This is a genomic window from Methanobacterium petrolearium, assembly GCF_017873625.1.
Taxonomy (GTDB): Archaea; Methanobacteriota; Methanobacteria; order Methanobacteriales; family Methanobacteriaceae; genus Methanobacterium; species Methanobacterium petrolearium.
The window spans coordinates 157227-177899 of sequence record NZ_JAGGKL010000005.1 but is presented as its reverse complement, the minus strand read 5'-3'; the positions used below and the strand labels follow the sequence as shown (position 1 = coordinate 177899).

Annotated in this window: 22 protein-coding genes; 11 read left to right on the top strand and 11 right to left on the bottom strand. The window is 37.8% G+C overall.

The annotated features are described in order from the left end of the window. Positions 1 to 121: 121 nt before the first annotated feature. Together J2743_RS06310 and J2743_RS06305 are read right to left on the bottom strand one after the other, a co-directional pair. Positions 122 to 1246: a type II secretion system F family protein gene (locus J2743_RS06310; protein ID WP_209625725.1), complete on the bottom strand. Its 1125-nt coding sequence runs from the start codon at positions 1244 to 1246 to the stop codon at positions 122 to 124. 162 nt (positions 1247 to 1408) lie between these two features. Further along, the gene (locus J2743_RS06305; protein WP_209625724.1) at positions 1409 to 3034 is read right to left on the bottom strand and encodes a TadA family conjugal transfer-associated ATPase; all 1626 of its coding nucleotides are present in this window, start codon (positions 3032 to 3034) and stop codon (positions 1409 to 1411) included. A 183-nt stretch (positions 3035 to 3217) separates the two neighbouring features. Between J2743_RS06305 and J2743_RS06300 the strand changes: the two genes are divergently transcribed. Further along, on the top strand, positions 3218 to 4093 hold the full coding sequence (locus J2743_RS06300; protein WP_245248099.1) for a class I SAM-dependent methyltransferase: 876 nt from the start codon (positions 3218 to 3220) through the stop codon (positions 4091 to 4093). 76 nt (positions 4094 to 4169) lie between these two features. Here the strand turns inward: J2743_RS06300 and J2743_RS06295 are convergent, their stop codons facing one another. The 7 genes from J2743_RS06295 to J2743_RS06265 form a co-directional block, all read right to left on the bottom strand. Next, the gene (locus J2743_RS06295; RefSeq protein WP_209625722.1) at positions 4170 to 5417 is read right to left on the bottom strand and encodes a tripartite tricarboxylate transporter permease; all 1248 of its coding nucleotides are present in this window, start codon (positions 5415 to 5417) and stop codon (positions 4170 to 4172) included. Between the two features lie 240 nt (positions 5418 to 5657). Then, the gene (locus J2743_RS06290; protein ID WP_209625721.1) at positions 5658 to 5927 is read right to left on the bottom strand and encodes an elongation factor 1-beta; all 270 of its coding nucleotides are present in this window, start codon (positions 5925 to 5927) and stop codon (positions 5658 to 5660) included. Positions 5928 to 6176: 249 nt separating this feature from the next. Continuing rightward, positions 6177 to 6338 (bottom strand): zinc finger domain-containing protein, encoded by a 162-nt coding sequence (locus tag J2743_RS06285; protein WP_209625720.1) that lies wholly within the window; start codon positions 6336 to 6338, stop codon positions 6177 to 6179. Beyond that, complete coding sequence (locus tag J2743_RS06280) at positions 6339 to 6983, bottom strand: amino acid kinase family protein (RefSeq protein WP_209625719.1); 645 nt, start codon at positions 6981 to 6983, stop codon at positions 6339 to 6341. It abuts the gene before it with no gap. A 148-nt stretch (positions 6984 to 7131) separates the two neighbouring features. Further along, the gene (gene pth2 / locus J2743_RS06275) at positions 7132 to 7473 is read right to left on the bottom strand and encodes a peptidyl-tRNA hydrolase Pth2 (RefSeq protein ID WP_209625718.1); all 342 of its coding nucleotides are present in this window, start codon (positions 7471 to 7473) and stop codon (positions 7132 to 7134) included. Between the two features lie 207 nt (positions 7474 to 7680). After that, on the bottom strand, positions 7681 to 8874 hold the full coding sequence (locus J2743_RS06270) for a YcaO-related McrA-glycine thioamidation protein (protein ID WP_209625717.1): 1194 nt from the start codon (positions 8872 to 8874) through the stop codon (positions 7681 to 7683). A 55-nt stretch (positions 8875 to 8929) separates the two neighbouring features. After that, positions 8930 to 9535 (bottom strand): site-2 protease family protein, encoded by a 606-nt coding sequence (locus tag J2743_RS06265; RefSeq protein WP_209625716.1) that lies wholly within the window; start codon positions 9533 to 9535, stop codon positions 8930 to 8932. Between the two features lie 74 nt (positions 9536 to 9609). Between J2743_RS06265 and J2743_RS06260 the strand changes: the two genes are divergently transcribed. From J2743_RS06260 to J2743_RS06245, 4 genes are all read left to right on the top strand, one after another. Beyond that, complete coding sequence (locus J2743_RS06260; protein ID WP_209625715.1) at positions 9610 to 10632, top strand: M24 family metallopeptidase; 1023 nt, start codon at positions 9610 to 9612, stop codon at positions 10630 to 10632. 174 nt (positions 10633 to 10806) lie between these two features. Next, positions 10807 to 11739 (top strand): type II secretion system F family protein, encoded by a 933-nt coding sequence (locus J2743_RS06255; protein WP_209625714.1) that lies wholly within the window; start codon positions 10807 to 10809, stop codon positions 11737 to 11739. Positions 11740 to 11756: 17 nt separating this feature from the next. Continuing rightward, a complete protein-coding gene (locus J2743_RS06250; RefSeq protein WP_209625713.1) occupies positions 11757 to 11969 on the top strand; it encodes a class III signal peptide-containing protein in 213 nt (70 codons plus the stop codon). Between the two features lie 146 nt (positions 11970 to 12115). After that, entirely contained in the window at positions 12116 to 13522 is a 1407-nt protein-coding gene (locus J2743_RS06245) for a lactaldehyde dehydrogenase (protein WP_209625712.1), read from the top strand. A 121-nt stretch (positions 13523 to 13643) separates the two neighbouring features. Here J2743_RS06245 and J2743_RS06240 read toward each other — a convergent pair whose 3' ends face one another. Next, positions 13644 to 14369: a tRNA-binding protein gene (locus tag J2743_RS06240; protein WP_209625711.1), complete on the bottom strand. Its 726-nt coding sequence runs from the start codon at positions 14367 to 14369 to the stop codon at positions 13644 to 13646. A 329-nt stretch (positions 14370 to 14698) separates the two neighbouring features. Between J2743_RS06240 and J2743_RS06235 the strand changes: the two genes are divergently transcribed. From J2743_RS06235 to J2743_RS06220, 4 genes are all read left to right on the top strand, one after another. Next, entirely contained in the window at positions 14699 to 15028 is a 330-nt protein-coding gene (locus J2743_RS06235) for a PRC-barrel domain-containing protein (protein WP_209625710.1), read from the top strand. A gap of 4 nt (positions 15029 to 15032) precedes the next feature. Then, positions 15033 to 15797: an aspartate dehydrogenase gene (locus J2743_RS06230; RefSeq protein ID WP_209625709.1), complete on the top strand. Its 765-nt coding sequence runs from the start codon at positions 15033 to 15035 to the stop codon at positions 15795 to 15797. Positions 15798 to 16119: 322 nt separating this feature from the next. After that, positions 16120 to 16863, top strand: coding sequence for a tRNA(His) guanylyltransferase Thg1 family protein (locus tag J2743_RS06225; protein ID WP_209625708.1), 744 nt, complete (start codon positions 16120 to 16122; stop codon positions 16861 to 16863). Positions 16864 to 16928: 65 nt separating this feature from the next. Further along, positions 16929 to 17372 carry a Mov34/MPN/PAD-1 family protein gene (locus J2743_RS06220; protein WP_209625707.1) on the top strand — a complete coding sequence of 148 codons (444 nt, stop codon included), beginning with the start codon at positions 16929 to 16931 and terminating at the stop codon, positions 17370 to 17372. A gap of 178 nt (positions 17373 to 17550) precedes the next feature. On the opposite strand, the gene serA is transcribed toward J2743_RS06220, so the two are convergent. After that, positions 17551 to 19122: a phosphoglycerate dehydrogenase gene (gene serA / locus J2743_RS06215; RefSeq protein WP_209625772.1), complete on the bottom strand. Its 1572-nt coding sequence runs from the start codon at positions 19120 to 19122 to the stop codon at positions 17551 to 17553. 371 nt (positions 19123 to 19493) lie between these two features. Here serA and J2743_RS06210 point away from each other — a divergent pair, with 371 nt between their 5' ends. Further along, positions 19494 to 19835 (top strand): heavy metal-binding domain-containing protein, encoded by a 342-nt coding sequence (locus J2743_RS06210; protein ID WP_209625706.1) that lies wholly within the window; start codon positions 19494 to 19496, stop codon positions 19833 to 19835. A gap of 14 nt (positions 19836 to 19849) precedes the next feature. Further along, positions 19850 to 20605 (top strand): hypothetical protein, encoded by a 756-nt coding sequence (locus J2743_RS06205; protein WP_209625705.1) that lies wholly within the window; start codon positions 19850 to 19852, stop codon positions 20603 to 20605. Positions 20606 to 20673: the final 68 nt, after the last annotated feature.

Sequence of the window (20673 nt, the reverse complement as noted above, 5' to 3'; positions counted from 1 at the left end):
CCACGATTAGTCATAAAAAATGATAAATAGATAGTAATGTCTTGAATTCAATGATCAAACACTAAATACTACATAATAAAATGAAAGCACACACTAAAAAAAAGAATTAAATGAAATAAGTTTAAACCTTGGGTTCCAACCTTTTTATCATAAACGCCATGAAAGCCACAATAGCAGGGAATAAAAATAAATACATTATTAAAAGTAGTATAGGTGGTATAACTGACCCCATAACTGTGGCTGCTGCCATTATCATCACCATAAATATAACCGGACCCAGTATAGCTATAAACATGTAGATCATGGTGAATGAATTTAATTTCTGGGCGTAATCCTTGATTTTCATTCGCATTTCATAGGCAGTGTCATCAGCAATAACACTTAAGGTTTTAGCTAGATCCCCACCGCTAGTAAGGGTTCTGGTGATCTGATATATAGCTCGGGTCAGGCCTTCCGAGTTAATTCTTTGACTCATATCAACCAGGGCTTTTTCAGTGGTTTCCCCATATTTTATTTCTTCCAACGCTCTGGCAAATTCTTCAGATAAAGGACCGTAACCAGACATGGCCACAGACCGCATACTATCATGCAACCCTAATCCTGCCCTCAATTCAGTGGCCATCTGTCGCAGAGCATAAGGTATTTCTTTAGAAGCCTCTGTTGAGCGACTACCCATCTTAATTTTTGGCAGATAAACAATGAACATGGTCATTAAAAGAATTAAAATACCGAAAACTAGACCAATTTCAACACCGAATCCCAGTAACACTATAACCGTGAACATAACTGCAAATCCTATCACGCCCATGATCATAATAAGACGAGGTTCCAGTCCCGGTTTTTCCTCTTCTTTAAGGAGTTCTTCCAGGGAAGCTTTGCGAACAGCAGCTTTTGCAGATTTATCTTCCTCTACTTTTTCAGTTCGATCATACTTCTGGTCGATGAGATCACGGAATATCTCTATTTCATCTTTTTCCATTCCCATCTTTTTAATGACCTTACGGGAAGAAGAACCCTTAGAAGAAGATTTAATGTCTTTAAACGAGCCTAATTCAGCTTTTTTTTCTTTTTTTTCTTTTTTTCTACTGGGCCTGGTGACTTTGGGTCTTTCAACATCTCTAATTTTTTTTACCGGCTTTTGCACTCCTTCACCGACTTTTTGAATTCCCCCACCAACTTTTTGGCTGGAATTAACAGTCAAATCACCGATACGGTTGAATATATTCCTAATGCCATCAAAGACCATTTATCTCACCAAATCTTTAATATGATCAAACACTTAATTCTAATAATTTTTTCCAAATATAATCCTCTAAACAACCCAAATATACATCTAATAACTATGTTTTAATTTCTTCCTATCTAATCTTTTCTATATTCCTATAAAATCTCTTCAGAAGTTAAAATTTTAAAGAATTCTTTCCAACATCTCATCAGGATCTTTGTAGTAACTGTTTATACATCTACCAACTTCTTCAATGGAACGTATGTTGTTATCAGCCAGATACTCCAAAACCAGCCTTCTTTTTTCAATTTCTTCTTCAAGATCAGTTACACTCACTCCTCGCAGTTCTGCTATTTCTCGCAGGGTTTTACTGGAAATACCCACATATTCCACTTTATCAGTGACATTATTCCATTCAAACACACGGTTAAGTTGAACATTACCCTCTTCCATCCCCACAACCTCAGCAACTTCAGTTACTCGACGGATGGATCCACCTTCAGCACGGTACATCCGGTTTTGCATTATAATGAAATCAAGAGCAGGAATCATAATGTTTGGTACGTTCATTGGCGAATTTATCAACCTAGTAATGGTTTCTCTGGCAGTGTTGGAGTGAAGGGTTCCCATTCCAGAGTGTCCTGTGTTTAAGGCTGTGAAAAGTGTTATGGCTTCTGCTCCACGAACTTCACCTACAATCACTCTATCAGGCCTCTGACGGAGAGAGTTTTTCACCAGAGTGTCCATGGTAAGTTCTCCTTTACCTTCAATGTTAGGTGGGCGGGTTTCCATACGCAACACATGTGAGTGAGGGAGTTGCAGTTCCAAAGTGTCTTCAATGGTTATAATCCGTTCTCTAGGAGGTACGAAAGCAGCAACAGTGTTCAGTGTGGTGGTTTTACCAGAACCAGTACCTCCGGCAATAATAGCGTTACATGGTTTTACTCCCATACCATCGGTACACACCCAGAGGAAACCTGCCAGGTGAGATGACATGGTTTTGAAGTTGATTAAGTCCACCACAGTGAGTGGATCTTTTCTGAACTTCCTGATGGTAAGGGTGGGCCCATCAGCAGATACCGGAGGAAGGGTAGCGTTAACCCTGGAACCATCTTTAAGACGGGCATCCAGTATTGGAGTTTGCTGATCTATACGACGGTTAACTTGCCGGGCAATAACATCTACTATGGCCCGGATATCATCATCAGTTTCAAAAACCACATTGGTAACCATCATCCCTATCTTACGATGGTAAACAAATACATTGCTACCCGTGCCTATAACCATAATTTCCTCTAAATCATCATCCTTAATCATGGGGTCCAGTTTCCCATACCCCAACATTACCTGAGCTATTTGTGTGGCCAGTCGTTCAACATCTCGAACTCCCCTGGCCCTTAAAAACTGTTTAACATCCCCTACAAAAGATTCTTCATCAATATCGAATTCTTCACCCTGTGAAACTGCTACTTCAACCAGTTTCTCCCGTACTTCATTGAAAATTTGGGTTTCTTTATCAGAAAAATGAGGGACACTTACATTATATTTAGGAACCAACCCTTCCTCAATAATCTCGGCCTTGAAAGCATCAGATGCCTTTTTAACTTTTTTAGTGCGTTTAGATGGTTTTTTAGGCTTTTTTTTCATTATTTTATCTAATGAAAACTCTTCTTCCTCCTCTTCTTGAATTGGAGGCGTTTTTTCCTGGGGAGGTAAAGGTTTTTCCTCTTCAACAACATAGTCAGTATCATCTTCAGAACCAAATTCTCCTAAAAGGTCCTTCAGTATTTCTTTGCGTTTGTCCTTCATTGTCTCACAAACAATATCATCATATCAGTAGATTATCTTAATATTATTTATATAAAGTATCAAATATTTAAGCATATGGACATACAGTGCAGATGCCAACAGGAATGTATAAAATCCCCTTCTCATGTTTTAAATAACATCACATCCCTATATTACCCCTGTGATAATTGCCCGGAACTGAGATTGAAGAAATTTAAACCGTTATCTGAACAATTAGATCCAGATCAAAAAATAGATGAAAACTGGAAAAAATGTGTCTGTGGTCGCAGACACTTGGATGCGGTGATAAGCCATATCTTAACCATCATGCAGGATGAAGGTATTAAAAATGAAAACTCCACACTGCGAGATACTTGTGTACCCCTTATCACCCCTGCATATCCCCTTCAAACAGTACCATACCTTTCCCAAGATAGTCTGGTGATATTATCTCCAGCTGTTAATCGAAAATGCGCGGAAAGAATAGTAAAAGAAGTTCCTGAAGTTAAAGGAGTTCTCAAAGGGGATATTAAAGAAACTGTGGGGATGAAAGACTCTAAATCCCATCCCCACATATATAAACTTCTGGCTGGTTGTGACATGCGCTGTGATCTGGTGCAAACCCCATTTGGACCTATTCTTATCCATAAACATCAAGCGGAAATACATATTGAATTTCCTAAACCAGTATCTCCCAAAATAACTCTCCTAAAAAGGGCAATGGAAAAATATGAGGATCCTAAAATACTGGACTGTACCTGTGGTCCAGGAACTCTGGGTATTGCTGCTCTTAAAGGAGGTGCCAAAAGAGTTGTTTTTAATGATCTCTGGTATCCTGCTGCACACACAACCGCTCTTAATCTGGAAGTTAATGAATATCCCTTAGAATTATCCAGCAAAAAGCAGGGTCTGATTGCCCGTGGTGAATCCTGGGATGTTTACTGTATGGATGTACGGGAACTTGGATGTGTTTTAAAGGAAAAATTCGATATTTGCCTGATAGATACCTTCCCTGGAGTTAGTACTGAAGAGTTTATGAAGTCTATTACGGATTTATGCAAAGAAGTAGTAATAATATGACCTTGTGATTTCAATAAACTGATTTCGATATATCCAATAACTATAAACTCTAAAAATTTCTCTTTATTCTCATTATTTAAGCCATTCCAGTGTATACAACAATAGCTGGGACAATAAGCACACCCATAAGGTGGGATTTATTTATATCCAGATAATGTGGCAGGAGTCCCATTGCAATGGATGTCACATAGATTATGAAAATAAAGATCAAATTGGCATTTTCCATCAGTGCAAAAAGCACCACTAAAAAGCTCATGAAAATGATCACAAACCATGAAAGTTTTTCATAATTAATTTTTTGCATTGAACGACTCAAATAATCCCCTAATTTTATACATAAAATCATGGACATTGACACTGCAATTACTGATGAAAATATCATTATTAAAAGATGATTGAAGTCCAATCCCTGCAGTAACTGATTGACATACACCGCGATTCCACTGCGAGGATTACCTATTAAATAGATAGCAATCAACGAAAAAAGAGCATCTGATGCATTAACACCACTCATAGCCACTAAAAATCCTTCCCTCTCACTACCGGAATCTGAACCACCACTCAATTCCTGGGCTAGAAGACTCCCCTGGGCTGGTCCCATCCCGGGAAGAAACCCCAAGATACTGCCAGCAATCCCACCTGCAAATATGCCCTTAAGGACATCTCTATCAATTTCCAGATGGTAGTGATCATCCTGTTCTGGCATCACTGATTTTTCAGAAAGACTGTATAACAGGGTGCTAACACCAAAAAGGCCTGAAAAAATACATAAAAGGGAAACACTTGAGGAAAGTGGTGAATTCAGTGCTATCCAGCCCATTATACCAGAAAAAATAAACAGGATGGATGACCAGATTAAAGATTTTAAGTCCCGACTGAGACGATGAATCATGTATACAACTGTCACCGATAAAATAATCCAAATGTAAGGTTTTAAGATACCATATAAGGGTGGTAGAACAACCATAAATAATGGTAAAAGAAGGATGGTAACGATCATTGCCCCAAACCCACCTAAAGAAACCAGTCTAATGGCTTCCTTTCCACGTCCCTGGAGAAGTAAATAATGACCAGGCATTACTGAAAGAACTGTTCCTTCATCAGGAACCCCTAAAAACATAGATGGGATGAATTCAAGTAATGCATGTGAAATTGACATTGAAAGCAGGAAAACTGCCAGGACTTCAGGAGAATAAGAGTATAAAAGAAATGGTGATGCTGAGAAAACGAATGCCCCTACTGTGTTTACATGGATCCCTGGAATCAAACCAGTTACCACACCACACAGCACTCCCATTATACAGGCAAAGATAAGATCAAACATATTATAATCACCACCATAGTTGAGCACAAGTATTGTATTAATAATATTTAAAATAGTATTAATATATTTTGTGTAAAAGATGAAAATGAGATTATTAGGTAAAAATAGAATTTATTGGCTGAAAATAATTTAAAAAACTAATAACAAATGAAAAAAAACTAAAAATAAATTGAAAGATCAGTTTAAAGATTTTTATAGTAAAACAAGTTTTGTGAGAAAATAAAGTAGGGAATATCCTACTTACATTAACCTGCGTACGTCAACCACTTCTATACTGGCAACATCGTCGAGCTGGGAGAATATCTCCTCTGCTTTTTCAGTTCCACCCTCGGCATCATCAACTATTACCATAACATTGAGGGCTACCAGACCAAAAGCAATTGGTTCTTCATCGATTTTGTGAAGTTCAGTTCCTTCTGGTATTGATTTTTCTACATTTTCTTTAATCTGAGCCAGATCAACATCAGGGCTTTCTGGCATTAATTTTATGGTTGCTACTACTTCTCCCATACTATATTCCTCCATTAATCCTATTTTTTATTGATTTATTCATGAAATTTGTTCATTATTAAATAAACCATCTGAAAAGCTGATAACCTGAGATCCAATAGTAATCTGAGATCCATTATTTTATAGAATTTATATTAATTCTATTGACTAACCAAATTATTAAAAAAATATGACCATGTTCTTGATCTCTTGAATCTTGATAAATCAGAAAATTAGAGTTTTAAGGAATGTTATGGACTTTAAAGGCTCTTATGGTCCTTTAAATCCACATTTGCATTGGTAAATGTGGCCGAAAGTTCGGCATTTCTGGCATCTGTACAGTATTTCTTCGCATTCAGGACATTCAAATTTTACATAGGTTTCTACAGGTGATATTTCCTGTTTACATGAGGTACATTGTATTTTTTCCATTTAATCTCCTCCAATAAACGTGCTTATAGAGCTTTGACCATCTAATATTGATAGGGCCCTTTCAGGGTGTTTACCATTAACAACATAGGAGCTGGTTTTATATTCAAGTAAAAGCTCCGCAAAGCTCTCATCTAGTGATGTTTCACCAAAAGTTAGAAGTTTTTTTGCACTAATTTCCTTGATGAATTGGGCGCCATCTTCCGATGGGCTATGTGTGTATATACCATCTACATCAGTGGCTATTAATAGTTTCGCCTTCACCAGGTGTGATATATATAATGAGATGGAATCAGAAGTCACCCTCCAAGAGTGCTCCAGTGGGTCTAATTCTTCCATCATCCGTGAAGGTAAAAGTACAGGTAATTTAGCACTTTTTAATACTTTTTCTGCATCTTCTGAAGATTTAACAGCCACTAAATCATTGAATTTGTCTGCCAGAAGCATGCCCAATATGTCCATACATAGAATTGCAGTCCAGTGTCCTGCAGAGGGGGATAAATCTATTTTTTCATGATATTCTCTGATCTGGTTGGCAAGATCACCACCACCACACACCACCATAACATCTTTACCCACCAATTTTCGGGCCAAATTTATGGAATATTCTGGGAAAAGACTTCCACCTATTTTCACCACCCATTCCATAACAACATTCTCCTAAATGATAATTGGTATGTTTATAAATCTAACTCTCTAAATCTAACCCTCTAAATCTAACCCTCTAAATCTAACCCTCTAAATCTAACCCTCTAAATCTAACCCCCTAATAGTGTCTTTTGGTCCAAGATAAGACTTATTTAAGTAGTTTAAGATCTTGAGTTATTTTGTCTATCTTTTCTTCCTTTTCAGGCCCTATTCCCAGGCAAGTTACAGTAGAGGGAGGTAATTCAGTGTGACCGGCATCTGTTACCAGGTAACTGGGAATTTCAGCGGCTTTAACCAATTCATATATTTCAAAAAGTTCCTGCTGACTTTTAACCTGAACAACCACCTTTTTACCGCCTTCTAACTCCCAGTCTCTTATAATCCTTTCATCAGCCTTTTTATAAGCCCCTATACTCGCATGGCATGCTTGGGCTGCCAATTTACCCTTACTCATTCCCAGATCTGCTCGCATAACAATAACTTGTTTCATTTTTCCACCAAAAAAAGAGGCCTGATTCTTAAATTTAAATCTTTAAATCAGATGAATTGAATTTGAATCCTCTAAATTAGTACATGATCTTATTTTCAGTTAAATTATTTTATTAGGATATTATTATTAGGATTTAAAATTTAATATAACACTGTATATTGAACCTAGTTTATGTTTTTTATAAAAATCTTACACTTTTTTATATGTTTATCTTTTAAGCCTTTTACCAACCCTTTCCACATCAACGGAATAAACTTCCATTCCTGGAATAACAACTCTTACCACTGGAATATCAATTTCTGGCCGGGTGAGATCCGTGTATAAAACCTGATCAAAATCACATTCAGAAAGAAGATTTAATGAAGTTTCTATATCTTCTCTAAATGACTTTTTGGCCTGGTTTTCAATGTCAGAAAGTTCTATTGTGCCCTGAGATTCCCCAAACCAGTGCTTGTTTATCCTTTTCATACGCTGATATCCTGCTTTGCGCATGAAAACAGCCCGGGTGGTGTCTTCACGTGTTCCGTGGATCTGGGTTGCTCTGCTTTGAGCCACCTCAGTTAAGGCCCGGATGGCAGCTACTTCTGGGTCTAGATGAGTTCCCACTCCCAGGGTTAAAAGAGCTGGATCTTTTAAAACCCTATCATCAGATACAGCAGCCATGGTTGGTATTTTCACATCAGCCGTAAGATCAACCAGTTTAATTTCGACCCCTGCTTTGTGAAATTTAGATATTATGTCCTTTATAAACTGATTTTCGGTGCCTTCACAGTTAACTTCCATCTTTGGCTGGCGTAGGGCTTCAAAAATACTCCATGCATCCCGTTCCACCACCTCAGTTATACCATGAAAAACTGCCTCCTCAATTACATTTCCTGATGCCAATCCATTGGTATTGGATTTGAAAAGAGAAACACCATTTTCTGGAATGTAAGGATGGTAAACAGCATTAGCAGGTACCAGACACTCACTATCATCCGCAGCATCAATGGCTGTAACCCAGCTGATGTCGTTTTCATCAGCACCAGAAATATTTGAAGGTAATATTAAAGATTTAGGATCTATGCATCCCTCCATTTTAAAAAAAGAACCAACCACATTTTTTTCTTCATCAGTTTTCTGTTGCTCAGCAGAATATCTTTCAAAGGCTTCCATCATTGCCGAAGCCTTGGCCTGTGGTTTGGTGGCTCCTTTCCCAGCATAAATACTTACCGCACCTTCCGCTGCCCCGGGTCGGATTGCAGAGTAGACTGGTATCCCAATGCGATCCAGATGAGTGATTTCGGCTATTCTGGTAACTCCTGCAGCTCTAAGTTTTCCCTCAACCTTCTCTATGGTCTTTTGAGGGTCACGGCAACGATGGGTGCCTCCCCTGTATCTGACTGGAATTTCTTTAAACATTTTTAATCCTTTAAGAAAGTAAATTAGTGGTTAAATTGTTAATTTTAAATTGTGGCTATAGTGTTAGTCTCATATAAGATAGGATATATGGATAAGCAACCATTATGAAAGCCATCCCTGTTGTAATAACCCATACCACAGGATTCCATTTTAGAACCTTTGCCCCATCCAATATAAATATGGGGAGTAAGTTGAAAAAAGCCAGGAAACTGTTAATGGTGAACCCAAGGCCACATATTAATGATATTATGGGAGAAAATGACAGGAATTGTAGGAGAATGAAAAATATTATTGCCATGGCCATGTTGGTTAATGGTCCAGCTATGGATATTTTTCCATTTTCTTCACGAGATATATCCTGGCCATAAATATACACAGCTCCTGGAGCAGCGAATACAAATCCAACCGCAGCGGATATTATTGCTAACACTAATCCTTGCACCCAAAGCCTATATTCTGCATAAAAACCATATTTTATGGCTACGAATTTGTGGGCTAACTCATGGAACACGAATCCGAATCCCACAGCAATCAATGTAACTGGGATGAGGGATATAAAGTTACTCTGAGTATCATTGCTGAATACGTATGCAAAAACGCCTGCAATAACCAGCATGGAGATCGTTATGTCCCTGATCTCACGGGATGTAAAGTTTACCATAATATACTAAAGAACTCCTACTCATTTATAAATAATTTCCCTCAATATTTTATATAAATTTGGTACGGTTTACTATGAAAATCCAAGAAATAACAGATAGGATGAACCAAGAAAAATTGGAATCGTTATTTATTCTTAAACCAGAAAATATAGCATATGTAACTGGTTTTAAGCCTTCAAGTGCATCTGTTTTAATCATTAAAGAAGAACCAGTACTTTTCTCCACAAAGTTAGATATAGAATTAGCCCAATCCCAATCTTGTGTACCTGTAAAAGAATTTAAATCTCTCGATGAACTTAAAAAATCACTTAAGGAAACTTTGAAGGGAAAGATAGGTATAGAAAATTCCATGAGTGTTGGGACGTATAAAAAAATATGTCAAGACTTTGAAACAGTTCCTAATGATATTATTGAAAGTTTTAGAGTGTTTAAATCAAAAAGTGAGATTAAGAAAATTGAGGGAGCCATCAGAATTGCTGAAGATTCCTTTGAAGATATTGATTTTTCTAAATTTTCTGGAAGTGAAGATGAACTGGCAGCTAAGCTGGAGTATAACATGAGAAAAGCAGGTTCCCTACGACCATCCTTCGAAACAATAGTGGCCTCAGGACCAAGATCAAGTAACCCCCATGCCTCATCAACTTCTTCAAAACTGGAACGTCCTGTGATGATTGATTGGGGTGCTTTTTATCGTAACTATGCATCTGATATCACCCGCAGCATAGTTCAAACTCCGAAAGAGGAAGAAATACTTTCCATACTTTTAGATGCTCAAAAAGAAGCTATTAAATCTATAACACCCGGAATAGAAGCATCCCATGTTGATAAAGTGGCAAGAAGTGTTATCCGGGAGTATGGATATGGGAAATATTTCATTCATTCCACTGGACATGGAGTGGGACTAGAAGTTCATGAAAAACCATCATTATCCTCAAAAAGTGATGAAAAGTTGGAAAAAGGGATGGTGGTTACTGTTGAACCTGGAATATATTTGGAAGGGAAATTTGGTCTCAGAGTTGAAGACATGGTTCTAATAAAAAACCGAACTAAAATTTTAACTAAATTACCTAGAAAAATTTTATCTAAAACTCCCTAAAAGATTAAATATGTTCAACTACTTTCCATAACAACATAATATTATACCGATAACAATATTGTACCAGCACAGAATAGAATTAGGCAAATAATATATACTTCTTGCATAATAATATAAAGACAGTTATAGTAATAACTTAATATTATATATCATATTTTATACAAAGGTGAAAAAATGGCCCTCATACCTTCCGCATTATCACCAGTATCCAACACCATTGATGGCATTTTTCCAGACAGATGGATGGTTCGTTTACAGGAAACCCTGATTCGTTCTGGAATGTATGTTAAGGCGTCTGATCTTTTAACCCTGATTATAGGTTCGGGACTGATTCTGGGCATTATACTGCTGATACCATTTTTAGTTTTAGGTATGAACCCTTTAATTGGTTTCATTCTTGGTTTAATCGCCCCTACTATTATTATGCTTGTTTGGATATTCTTCATGATGGAACGCAGGATTGATGCCATTGAACAGGGTACTCCTGATTTTTTAAGGCAGATCTCATCACTTTTACGTTCAGGAGTAGGTGTTGAAACTGCCATGGAAGACATCTCCAAACACGGAGAAGGCCCATTAACAGATGAACTGAAAAGGGCAGTAATTGAAATTAAAATTGGAAGCACCTTTGAAGATGCACTTCTAGGTATGGGTGAACGTCTAAAATCTAAAACATTAGACAGAACATTTAGGATGATAATAGAGGGCAGGAAAGTGGGAGGTAGCCTTGCAGATGTTATTGAAACAGTTGCAGAAGATTTAAGGGCGGTTCTGGCTTTGCAAAGGGAGAGAAGAGCCAATGTCATGATGTCGGTGATGTTCCTGTTAATATCCGCTGTTATTGCTGCTCCATTTGCATTGGGTATGATAATGACCTATTCCAGTTTCATTGCATCGGCTGGTAAAGTCAACCCCCTGGCAGGTGCTGCTCAAACCAGTGCCGCCGGATACATCATCATCCACTCAGTAATTGCAGGCTTATTAATGGGAATAGTTATGTATGGAAGTCCACGAAAAGGAGTTAAATACGCATTATTACTGGTTCCAGCGGCTTATGCCATCTTTTATGTCATGGGAATTGTCGCGCCAATGATACTTGGTATATAATTAATTGGGTATTATACATGGAAGTGATAGAGATGGGAATTATAGAAGATGAAGCAGCCCAGACTTCTGCTGAATTTGTATTACTATTCGGAGGTATCATTGTCATAGTTCTGATAGCAATGATCGTCTACCGAAATTATGTGCATGATATGGGCGATGAACTGACCAATGGTAGTGAAGTTCAGGACATTGACAAAAGCCTTCAGGAAATTAATGAAAGCTTTAACTAAACCCAAATAATTCAACTGTGATCTAAAAATTGGATCCTACCTTTAATTTTTTCTAAAATCGTTTTTATAGAGTAATTCAAATAAAAAAAAAACTGGATAATAAACCTTTTTTTAACTTGTTAATTCCAGTTAACTGGGCGATATTTATGAAGATGTTAATAAACGGGAAATTGATTGATAAAGACGAAAAAATCGCTGTTCTAAATCCTTTCAACAATGAAATTGTGGATCATGTGCCTCAAGGGAACAGAGAAGATGTGAAAAATGCTATCAATGCCGCTAATAAGGCTAAAAAATCCATGCAGGCTATGTCTTCCCGTAAAGTATCCAGGATACTCTACGATATCCACCAGGAATTAAAAGAAAAATCTAAGGAAATATCTAAACTCATCTGTCTTGAAACCGGGAAACCAATAAGGGACTCTAAAATAGAGATGGACAGATCCCTACAAACATTACTTATGGCTGCAGAGGAAGCAAAAAGGATCTATGGAGAAACTGTTCCTATGGATGCTGCCATTGCTGGTAAAAACGTTTTTGGATTTACAATGAAGATCCCTCTGGGAGTGGTTGCCGCAATCACCCCTTTCAACTATCCTGTGAACCTGGCTATGCATAAGTTAGCCCCGGCTCTGGCTGCCAAAAACACCGTGGTTTTAAAACCATCCAGTAAAGCACCTCTAGCCAGCCTTAAGATGGCAGAGATCTTGGCAAAACATCTGCCTGATGGAGCAGTTAACAGTGTAACTGGTGGTGGTGAAATTTTAGGGGATGCAATGGTAACCAGTCCATTGGTGAATAAAATCTCCTTCACTGGAAGCATACCCACCGGAGTTTCCATAGCCCAAAAAGCAGGAATGAAAAAATTAACAATGGAACTGGGAGGAAATGATCCCATGATAGTTATGGATGATGCAAACATTGATGTTGCCGTCACAGCAGCGGTAAGTGGAGCATACCTTAATGCAGGGCAGGTCTGTATGGGAGTAAAAAGGATTATTCTCCATGAAAAAATAGCTGACCAATTCACAGACCAGTTTGTATCCTCCACCAGAAAACTAAAGATGGGAGATCCAATGGATCCAGACACAGATATTGGTCCGTTAATTGATGAAGAAGCTGCTATCCATGTGGAAAGAGTTGTTGATGATGCTGTTGGAAATGGAGCTCAATTACTCTGTGGAGGTAGGCGAAAAGGAGCTTTTTATGAAGCCACAGTACTTGATAATGTTCATGAGGAAATGGAACTGGTTAAAAAAGAGACTTTTGGCCCATTATCCCCAATAATCCGGGTTAAAAACCTAAATGAAGCCATTCGGGTGGCTAACAATACCCAGTATGGATTGCAAGCAGGTGTTTTCACCCAGAGTATAGAAAATGCGAAAATAGCCGTAAACCAAATAGAGGCAGGTTCTGTACTAATCAATAAACAACCCACATTCCGTACGGATAACATGCTCTTCGGAGGGTTTAAAATGAGTGGGATGGGTAAAGAAGGAGTTAAATATGCTGTGGAAGATATGACCCGCAGCAAAATGGTAATCATCGGCTGAATTCAATCCTTAAAAACACTGCCCACACATAATCCAGATTATAATTTAATAACAGTTCCCATAACCAGAATTATAAAAATAATAAAAAGATATGAAAAATTATAATGAATATAAAACGATTTCAGTTGCCCAAAAATGTTTCTACAAGATTTCTAGCTTCATTCAACGCATCTAGAGGAATTCCATGAGGGAGTTTCCCTAAATCACCTTTTACATCCTTAAGAACACCTGCACCTGCACCTAAAAACATTCCTTCACTGGTTATCCCCATGAATACTTCAGGAGGTAGCAGGGCCACCGCCACCTGATTTTTCTCCTTCACTTCAAGATCGTTGGTTACAACAGTTATGGCCCGTTCATGTAGGTTGACATTACATACCAGGAGTTGATCAGCCTGAGGGTGCTTGGAAACACTTAAAATTTCTCCTTTTTTAATATCCACACCCATCACTGGATCTTTAATCTCACCCAAACTTAAACGTTGTTTTAACCCATAAATTGTTTCAAAGAAGAATTTTATCTTGGCTATTGCTTCTTCCAGCTTTTCTTTCTCATCACGACTGGCAAGTTCTAAAAATTGTTTGTGCCATAGATCTCCTCCCAGAGCTTCTTTTATTTCGTCTGCCTGTTTTTCCAGTAAACCCATTTGAGGAGTTTCTGCTATCTCAACTGGTGATAAGTATGAATAGTAAAGGGTTTGAATTTCAGATGTCATTTTTCTGGCAGCCTGCAAGACCTGTTTTTTATTCCATTTACCTTTTAAATTAGCACCCTCAACGGTCTTCAGGAAAAGTTCAATGGATTTTTCCACCACCAAGAGCCTGTAATCTTCACTGGTATCCCACATTAGAGCACCTAACCATAGATTGTTCAAATCATTTTAAATTAACTTCAGTATTAGAATCACATCATAGTTACATTATCTTTTATGCTTTAATACTTCTTTAGGGCTACATGTTTTATCTGTGGATGTTATTATAATTATTGAAAGACTTACTTGATTTAACGGTACTACTCTTAATATTGATTAATAATTTGATGAAAATAACCTCTTCTTTCGAAATATTTAAGTACAGGGAAGATTTTAATTTAATTTAGTTAACGGTGCACCCTGAGATGCATGTAGATGGGTTTTCAAAAGACCGGGGCATGTGCCAAAAAATGAGAGGTGGAAAGATGGTGGAATTGACTAACCTATATAACTTAGATGTATACACCACCCGCGGAAAGTACGTGGGACGCATTCAGGACGTGATCTTAAACATTAAAAAAGGTAGGGTTTCAACCCTAAAAGCTGTTGCCATGAACCCTGATAAGAAAAGTGTTGGCATTAAAGATGTTATAACAAAAAGCATAAGAATAGTTCCTGAAGGAGATGAAATCAGACCTTTAAAAGAGGAAGGGACTGTAGAAATACCTTACGATAGAGTTCAGGCAGTTGGAGATATTTTACTTATAAGTCCAGAAATAAAAGAACCCAGCAAACCTGCCAGTGCGGAGATATAAATAAATGATAGTTGGTATCCTGGGATGCGGTGCCATAGCTAACATTATAACAAATTTCGCCAGTGAAGGAAAACTGGGTGTTGAAATAAAATATTTTTACGACCGGGACATGGAAAGAGCCGAAAATTTAGCATCACAAGTTGATGGAAGAGTGGTTCTAGACCTGAAAGACATGTTAAGCCATGTCGACCTGGTGATTGAAGCTGCGTCACCTAAAGCTGTGGAGGAAATGGTTCCCATTATCCTTAAAGAAGGTAAAGATGTTATTGTTATGAGTGTTGGGGGCCTGTTAAATCCAAAAATCAGATTAAACCTGGAAAAACTGGCTAAAAAAAATAACTGCAAGATATATGCTCCTTCAGGCGCCATAGTAGGTCTTGACGGAATCAAAGCCGCGTCTTTGGGCAAAATACAGCGAGTTACTTTGGTAACTAGGAAACCACCCCGTTCACTTGGGATCACCACTGAAAAAGAGACCATCCTCTACCAGGGAAAAGCCACCGAAGCTGTGAAAAAATTCCCTCTAAACATCAATGTAGCCGCTACAGTTAGTATGGCTGCCGGTCAAGAAATTGAAGTTAAAATAATTGCAGATCCCCAGGTGGATCGCAACATGCATGAATTAGAAGTGGTGGGAGATTTCGGAGAATTCCACACCATGACCAGCAACCTCCGATGTTCCATGAATCCTAAAACAAGTGTTATGGCTGCTTATTCTGCCATTAAACTGTTAAACAGTCTTAACGAGAATTTATTGATAGGAACCTGAATCAAATCAGCCAAAAATCTTTTTTACAATAAATAATCCTCTATTTTGTTGAACTTTTCTATTGAACTTCACTTCAGTTAGTGAACTCCGTTTCAGTCCATATAATCTTGATTAAATTTTATCCTAGCCAATTATTTCAAAAAATTTTCATAATTGCATATTTGTTTAAATCCATATATTAATTAGATAAACATCTTCCAATAACCAAATCAATTATAAAACTGTTGTAAAAAAATATTAAAATTGAAAGAAATATTAAAGTTGGAACATTGATTAACATTTAATTTAAAAAAAATCTAAAAAAGAAATCTTTGTTGATTACATGAAAGAGTGTGAAATATTTTCCAGTTTAAAGGTTCCCTGCACTTCCAATATTGTGGTAAGGCTTGATGGCAGGAATTTCTCACAATTATCGCGTACATTGGAGTTTGAAAAGCCTTATGACCTGGAATTTGCTGAAATCCTTTCAGAAGCATCCCATTATCTTTTCAAGGAGTTCAATCCCAGATTTATATACCTTTTCTCCGATGAAATCAGTTTACTTCTGGGAGAGGTTCCTTTTGCAGGAAGGGTGGAGAAAATTGATTCGGTTATGGCTAGTTTCATGAGTGGGGCGTTCACCTGTGAAATTATGGGAAGAGAACGTTTTTCTGGACTTTCTGGTGAAATCAATTCTATTTCGTTTGATTCAAGAGTTATACCCCTTTCCAGGAAGGGAGTTATTGAATATTTTAAAGAAAGACAGATGGAAGCATGGAGGAACTGTTTGAATGGATATTCATACTGGACACTGCGAAAAGAGTATTCTAAAGAGGAAACCATGACACTCCTTCATAAAAAGAAAAGCAGTCAATTGCATGAAATTCTCTTTCAGCATGGCATTAACCTGGCCCAGATGCCTGCCTGGCAGAGGAGGGGGATTGGGTTATACAAGAAAAAAGTTGAAGTTGAAGGTTTAAATCCTTTAACCCAGGAAACAGTTACATCTCAACGGAATAAAATTATCATTGACTGGAATTTGCCCATGTTTGATGAGAAATTTTTCAATGAAAAATCCATAATTTGATTGATCATTTAATGAAGAACTAGTTGATATTATATATTATAATACCATTATCACAAACTGATCCTATGTATGAAAAAAAAGGTTGGGTTGACAGAGTTATTGAGATCCTCCTGGGAAACCAGGGTAAAGATTTCCAGGAAATTCTCATAGACCGGGAAGTTGTGGACGAAATAATCCAGATAGCCAGACAATCCCATCCTCTGGAATTCATGGCCCTGCTGGAAGGAAAAATCCATGAAGGAGTTTTAAAGGTAGAGGGTCTTGTTTTTTTACCTGGTGAAACCTCAAATCAGAGTGCGGTTATGAAAACATTCATGATGCCCATGACCACTGAAACAGTGGGATCGGTTCACAGTCATCCTATTCCAAATGCTACTCCCTCTACTGCAGATTTGCACTTTTTTGCCAAGAATGGATTGTTTCATTTGATAATTGCCCAACCTTACACCGAAGAAAGTATGATAGGCTATGATACTTTTGGTGAAATGATCAATTATCGAATAATCTAATTACTGAATAAACTACAATCTAATTACTGAATAACCTAATTACCAGACAACGATCTAACTGCGCATAATAATTTAAACTCAAAAATTAGACAAAAAATTTAAATAAAAAAGCAGAAGCATATAAAAAAATAAAAAAAATAGATAAAAATGGTTTAAAACACAATTTTAAAGATGACAATTAAAGTTCAACTGCCACTGCATCGTATACATCTGGCAGTGCCTTAATAGCATCTTCAACTTCTTCTGACACTTTCTGATCAACCTTCAGCACCATTACTGCTTCCCCACCAGGTTGTTGTCTTCCAACCTGCATTTTGGCTATGTTTATACCATATTCACCTAATTTGACACCTATAGATCCAATAATGCCCGGAATGTCCTTGTAACTGGCTATGACCATGGTCCCCTCAGTTTTCACGTTTACCTGGTAACCGTTGATCATGACAATTCTAGGTTCCTTTCCTAAGAATCCTTCCACACTGACCTGGTTATCTTCTGATTTCATTTCAATACTGATAAGGTTCTTATAACCCTTAGCATCGGTCCTTTTACCTTCTGTTATAATCACGCCCCTGTTTTCTGCGACGGCAGCGGCGTTGACCAGGTTAACTGGCTCGGTGAGTATGGGATTGAGTATTTCCTGGAGAAGTATGCGGGTGATTATATCATGTTTCTGGATTTCAGCCAGCTCCCCACAATAAGTGACTTCTAATTCATTTATGTTACCCTTAGACGTTTGTATAAGGAATTTACCCAGTTTTTCAGCCAGTCGGAAGTAAGGTTTGATGAGTTGGAATGTTTCAGGATCCATAACTGGCATGTTAATAACGTTTCGTGGAGATTCTCCATTAAAAACCTTTTTTATTTCTTTAGCTACTATGATGGCAGCGTCACGTTGAGCCTCAGAAGTTGATGCAGCAATGTGAGGAGTTAGGACTACATTATCAAGTTCAGTGAGTGAACTTCCCTTGGGAGGTTCAGTTTCAAACACATCCAATGCAGCACCACCTATTATGCCTTCAGAGAGTGCTTCGTATAAATCATCCTCGTTTATTATTCCTCCTCTGGCACAGTTAACAATTAGAGTGTTTTCTTTCATCATCTCCAATTGTGGCTTGGATATGAGGTGTTTGGTTTCCGGTGTCAGGGGAACGTGGATGGTGATGACATCTGCATTTTCAAGGAGTGTTTCCAGGTTTACTATTTCCACTCCCAGTTCTGATGCTGCTTCAGAGGTGATGTAAGGATCGTAGACAATAATATCCATTCCAAATGCTTTGGCCCTGATTACCACCTGGCTGCCTATGCGACCCATACCCACAATACCCATGGTTTTGCCATTGAGTTCCATTCCCATGAATCTGCTTTTTTCCCATTTATCCTCTTTAACTGATTTATCAGCTATGGATATTTTCCTGGACAGAGATAGTATTAGTCCCAGTGTATGTTCTGCCACGGTGATTGAAGTTGATTCGGGTGCGTTGACCACCATTATTCCTCGTTCAGTGGCAGCTTCCACATCTACATTATCCACTCCCACTCCTGCCCTGGCAATGATTTTAAGGTTAGTTGCAGCTTCAATAACTTCTCTGGTCACCTTAGTCCTGCTTCGCACTATGATGGCGTCAAAATCTCCAATATCTTTAACTAGTTCTTCAGGAGTGATGTCGGTTCGCGCAACAACTTCGGCGACCTCTTCCAATTCTTCAATTCCTTTCTGGTTTATTTGATCAGCAATAAGTACCTTCATATTATCCACATTATCCATTTTTTTACCAGCCTTAAGGTCCAGTTCTACTATGGTTAAATTATTTTTTTGAAGTGATATAATTTAATTGAAATGATAGAGATTTAAATTTGTTGAATCGTCAAGAACTTAGATAAAAAAAAATTATCTAATTTAAATAAGGAAGTTAAAGTGATTTTTTTATTATTTTTTGTTGGATATAAATCAATTGAAATTTAAAATCAATATTAAAGATTTAAAACCTAAAAAAAGCATGAGTTTTATATTTAATGATTATTGAGAGTTATCAGTGAACTTTTAAATACCTTTCAAAAAAGGTAATATATGTAAGGAAATAAAGGGAAAACATAAGATTAACATTTGGAGGTTTGATCATGGTTTCAGTGGATGAATATATAATTGTGAGCTCTAATTACATACCTGGATATGAGATTACCGAAACTAAAGGCTTTGTATATGGTCTCACTGTGCGCAGTAGAGGTGTTGGTGGACAGATAGGTGCAGGGATACGTTCCATGTTTGGTGGGGAGATCAAGGAATATGTTAGTATGATGGAAGAAACCCGAGAAGAAGCCCTTCACAGGGCCATGGATCATGCCCGGGCCATGGGAGCCAATGCCATAATCAGTGCCCGCTATGATTCCAACGATATTTCTGACATCATGCAAGAGATCCTGGTTTATGGAACTGCTGTAGTGGCTCAAAAAGTTGAATAAAGGTAAAGATTGCAATGTTAGAAGGTTTTATTGAAATAAATGGCCAAAAACTGCCCAGAACTTTGCTGGGAACTTCTCCATTTATTGGAGCACCACAGTTTGGACATCGCGCCCGACTTTATATTCTAGATCTCTACCGAAAGCCAGAAGCCATGGCCAGTATCATAGCCAAATCTTACCAGTTGGGAGTGAGGGGAATACAACTTTTACCCTACCCCCCAGTGGTTGAAGCCCTTCAAATGGCACGTGATGAAGGGTTTCCCATGGATATTGTGGCCACAACCCGCCCGGACCCCGAAAAAGGGGTTGATGATGTAGAACTTCTCACACGATTAGAAGCCAAGGCCATATTATTACATGCATCGGTCACTGACCAGTGCAACTGGGATTTGTTAGGTGAAAAACTGGATGTGATAAATGATACTGGGGCTATTCCAGGCTTGGTGACCCATACACCATTTAAGACAACCAGTAAACTCTTAAATTCACCGGTTTTGGATGATTTCCAGATTTACGGTGTTCCAGTTAATCGTCTTGGATATTTGATGGATTGTGATACTCATGGACCAGAAGATAGGGCTAAGTTCAGAGAATTAATCACGAATCTTGATAAAACAGTGATGGCCAAGAAAGTACTAGCTGCAGGAATAATGACACCAGATGATGCATTTGATTACCTTAAAACCCTAGATTTTATAGATATGGTGGCCGTGGGCATAGCTTCTGAGGCTGAAGCTGAAGAAACCTTTCTTAAACTAGCCAGTCGATGACAAACCGTTCATAAAAATATTTTCCATTAAATATTTGGTTAATTCTTCCTTTATTAAAAAATATAAAA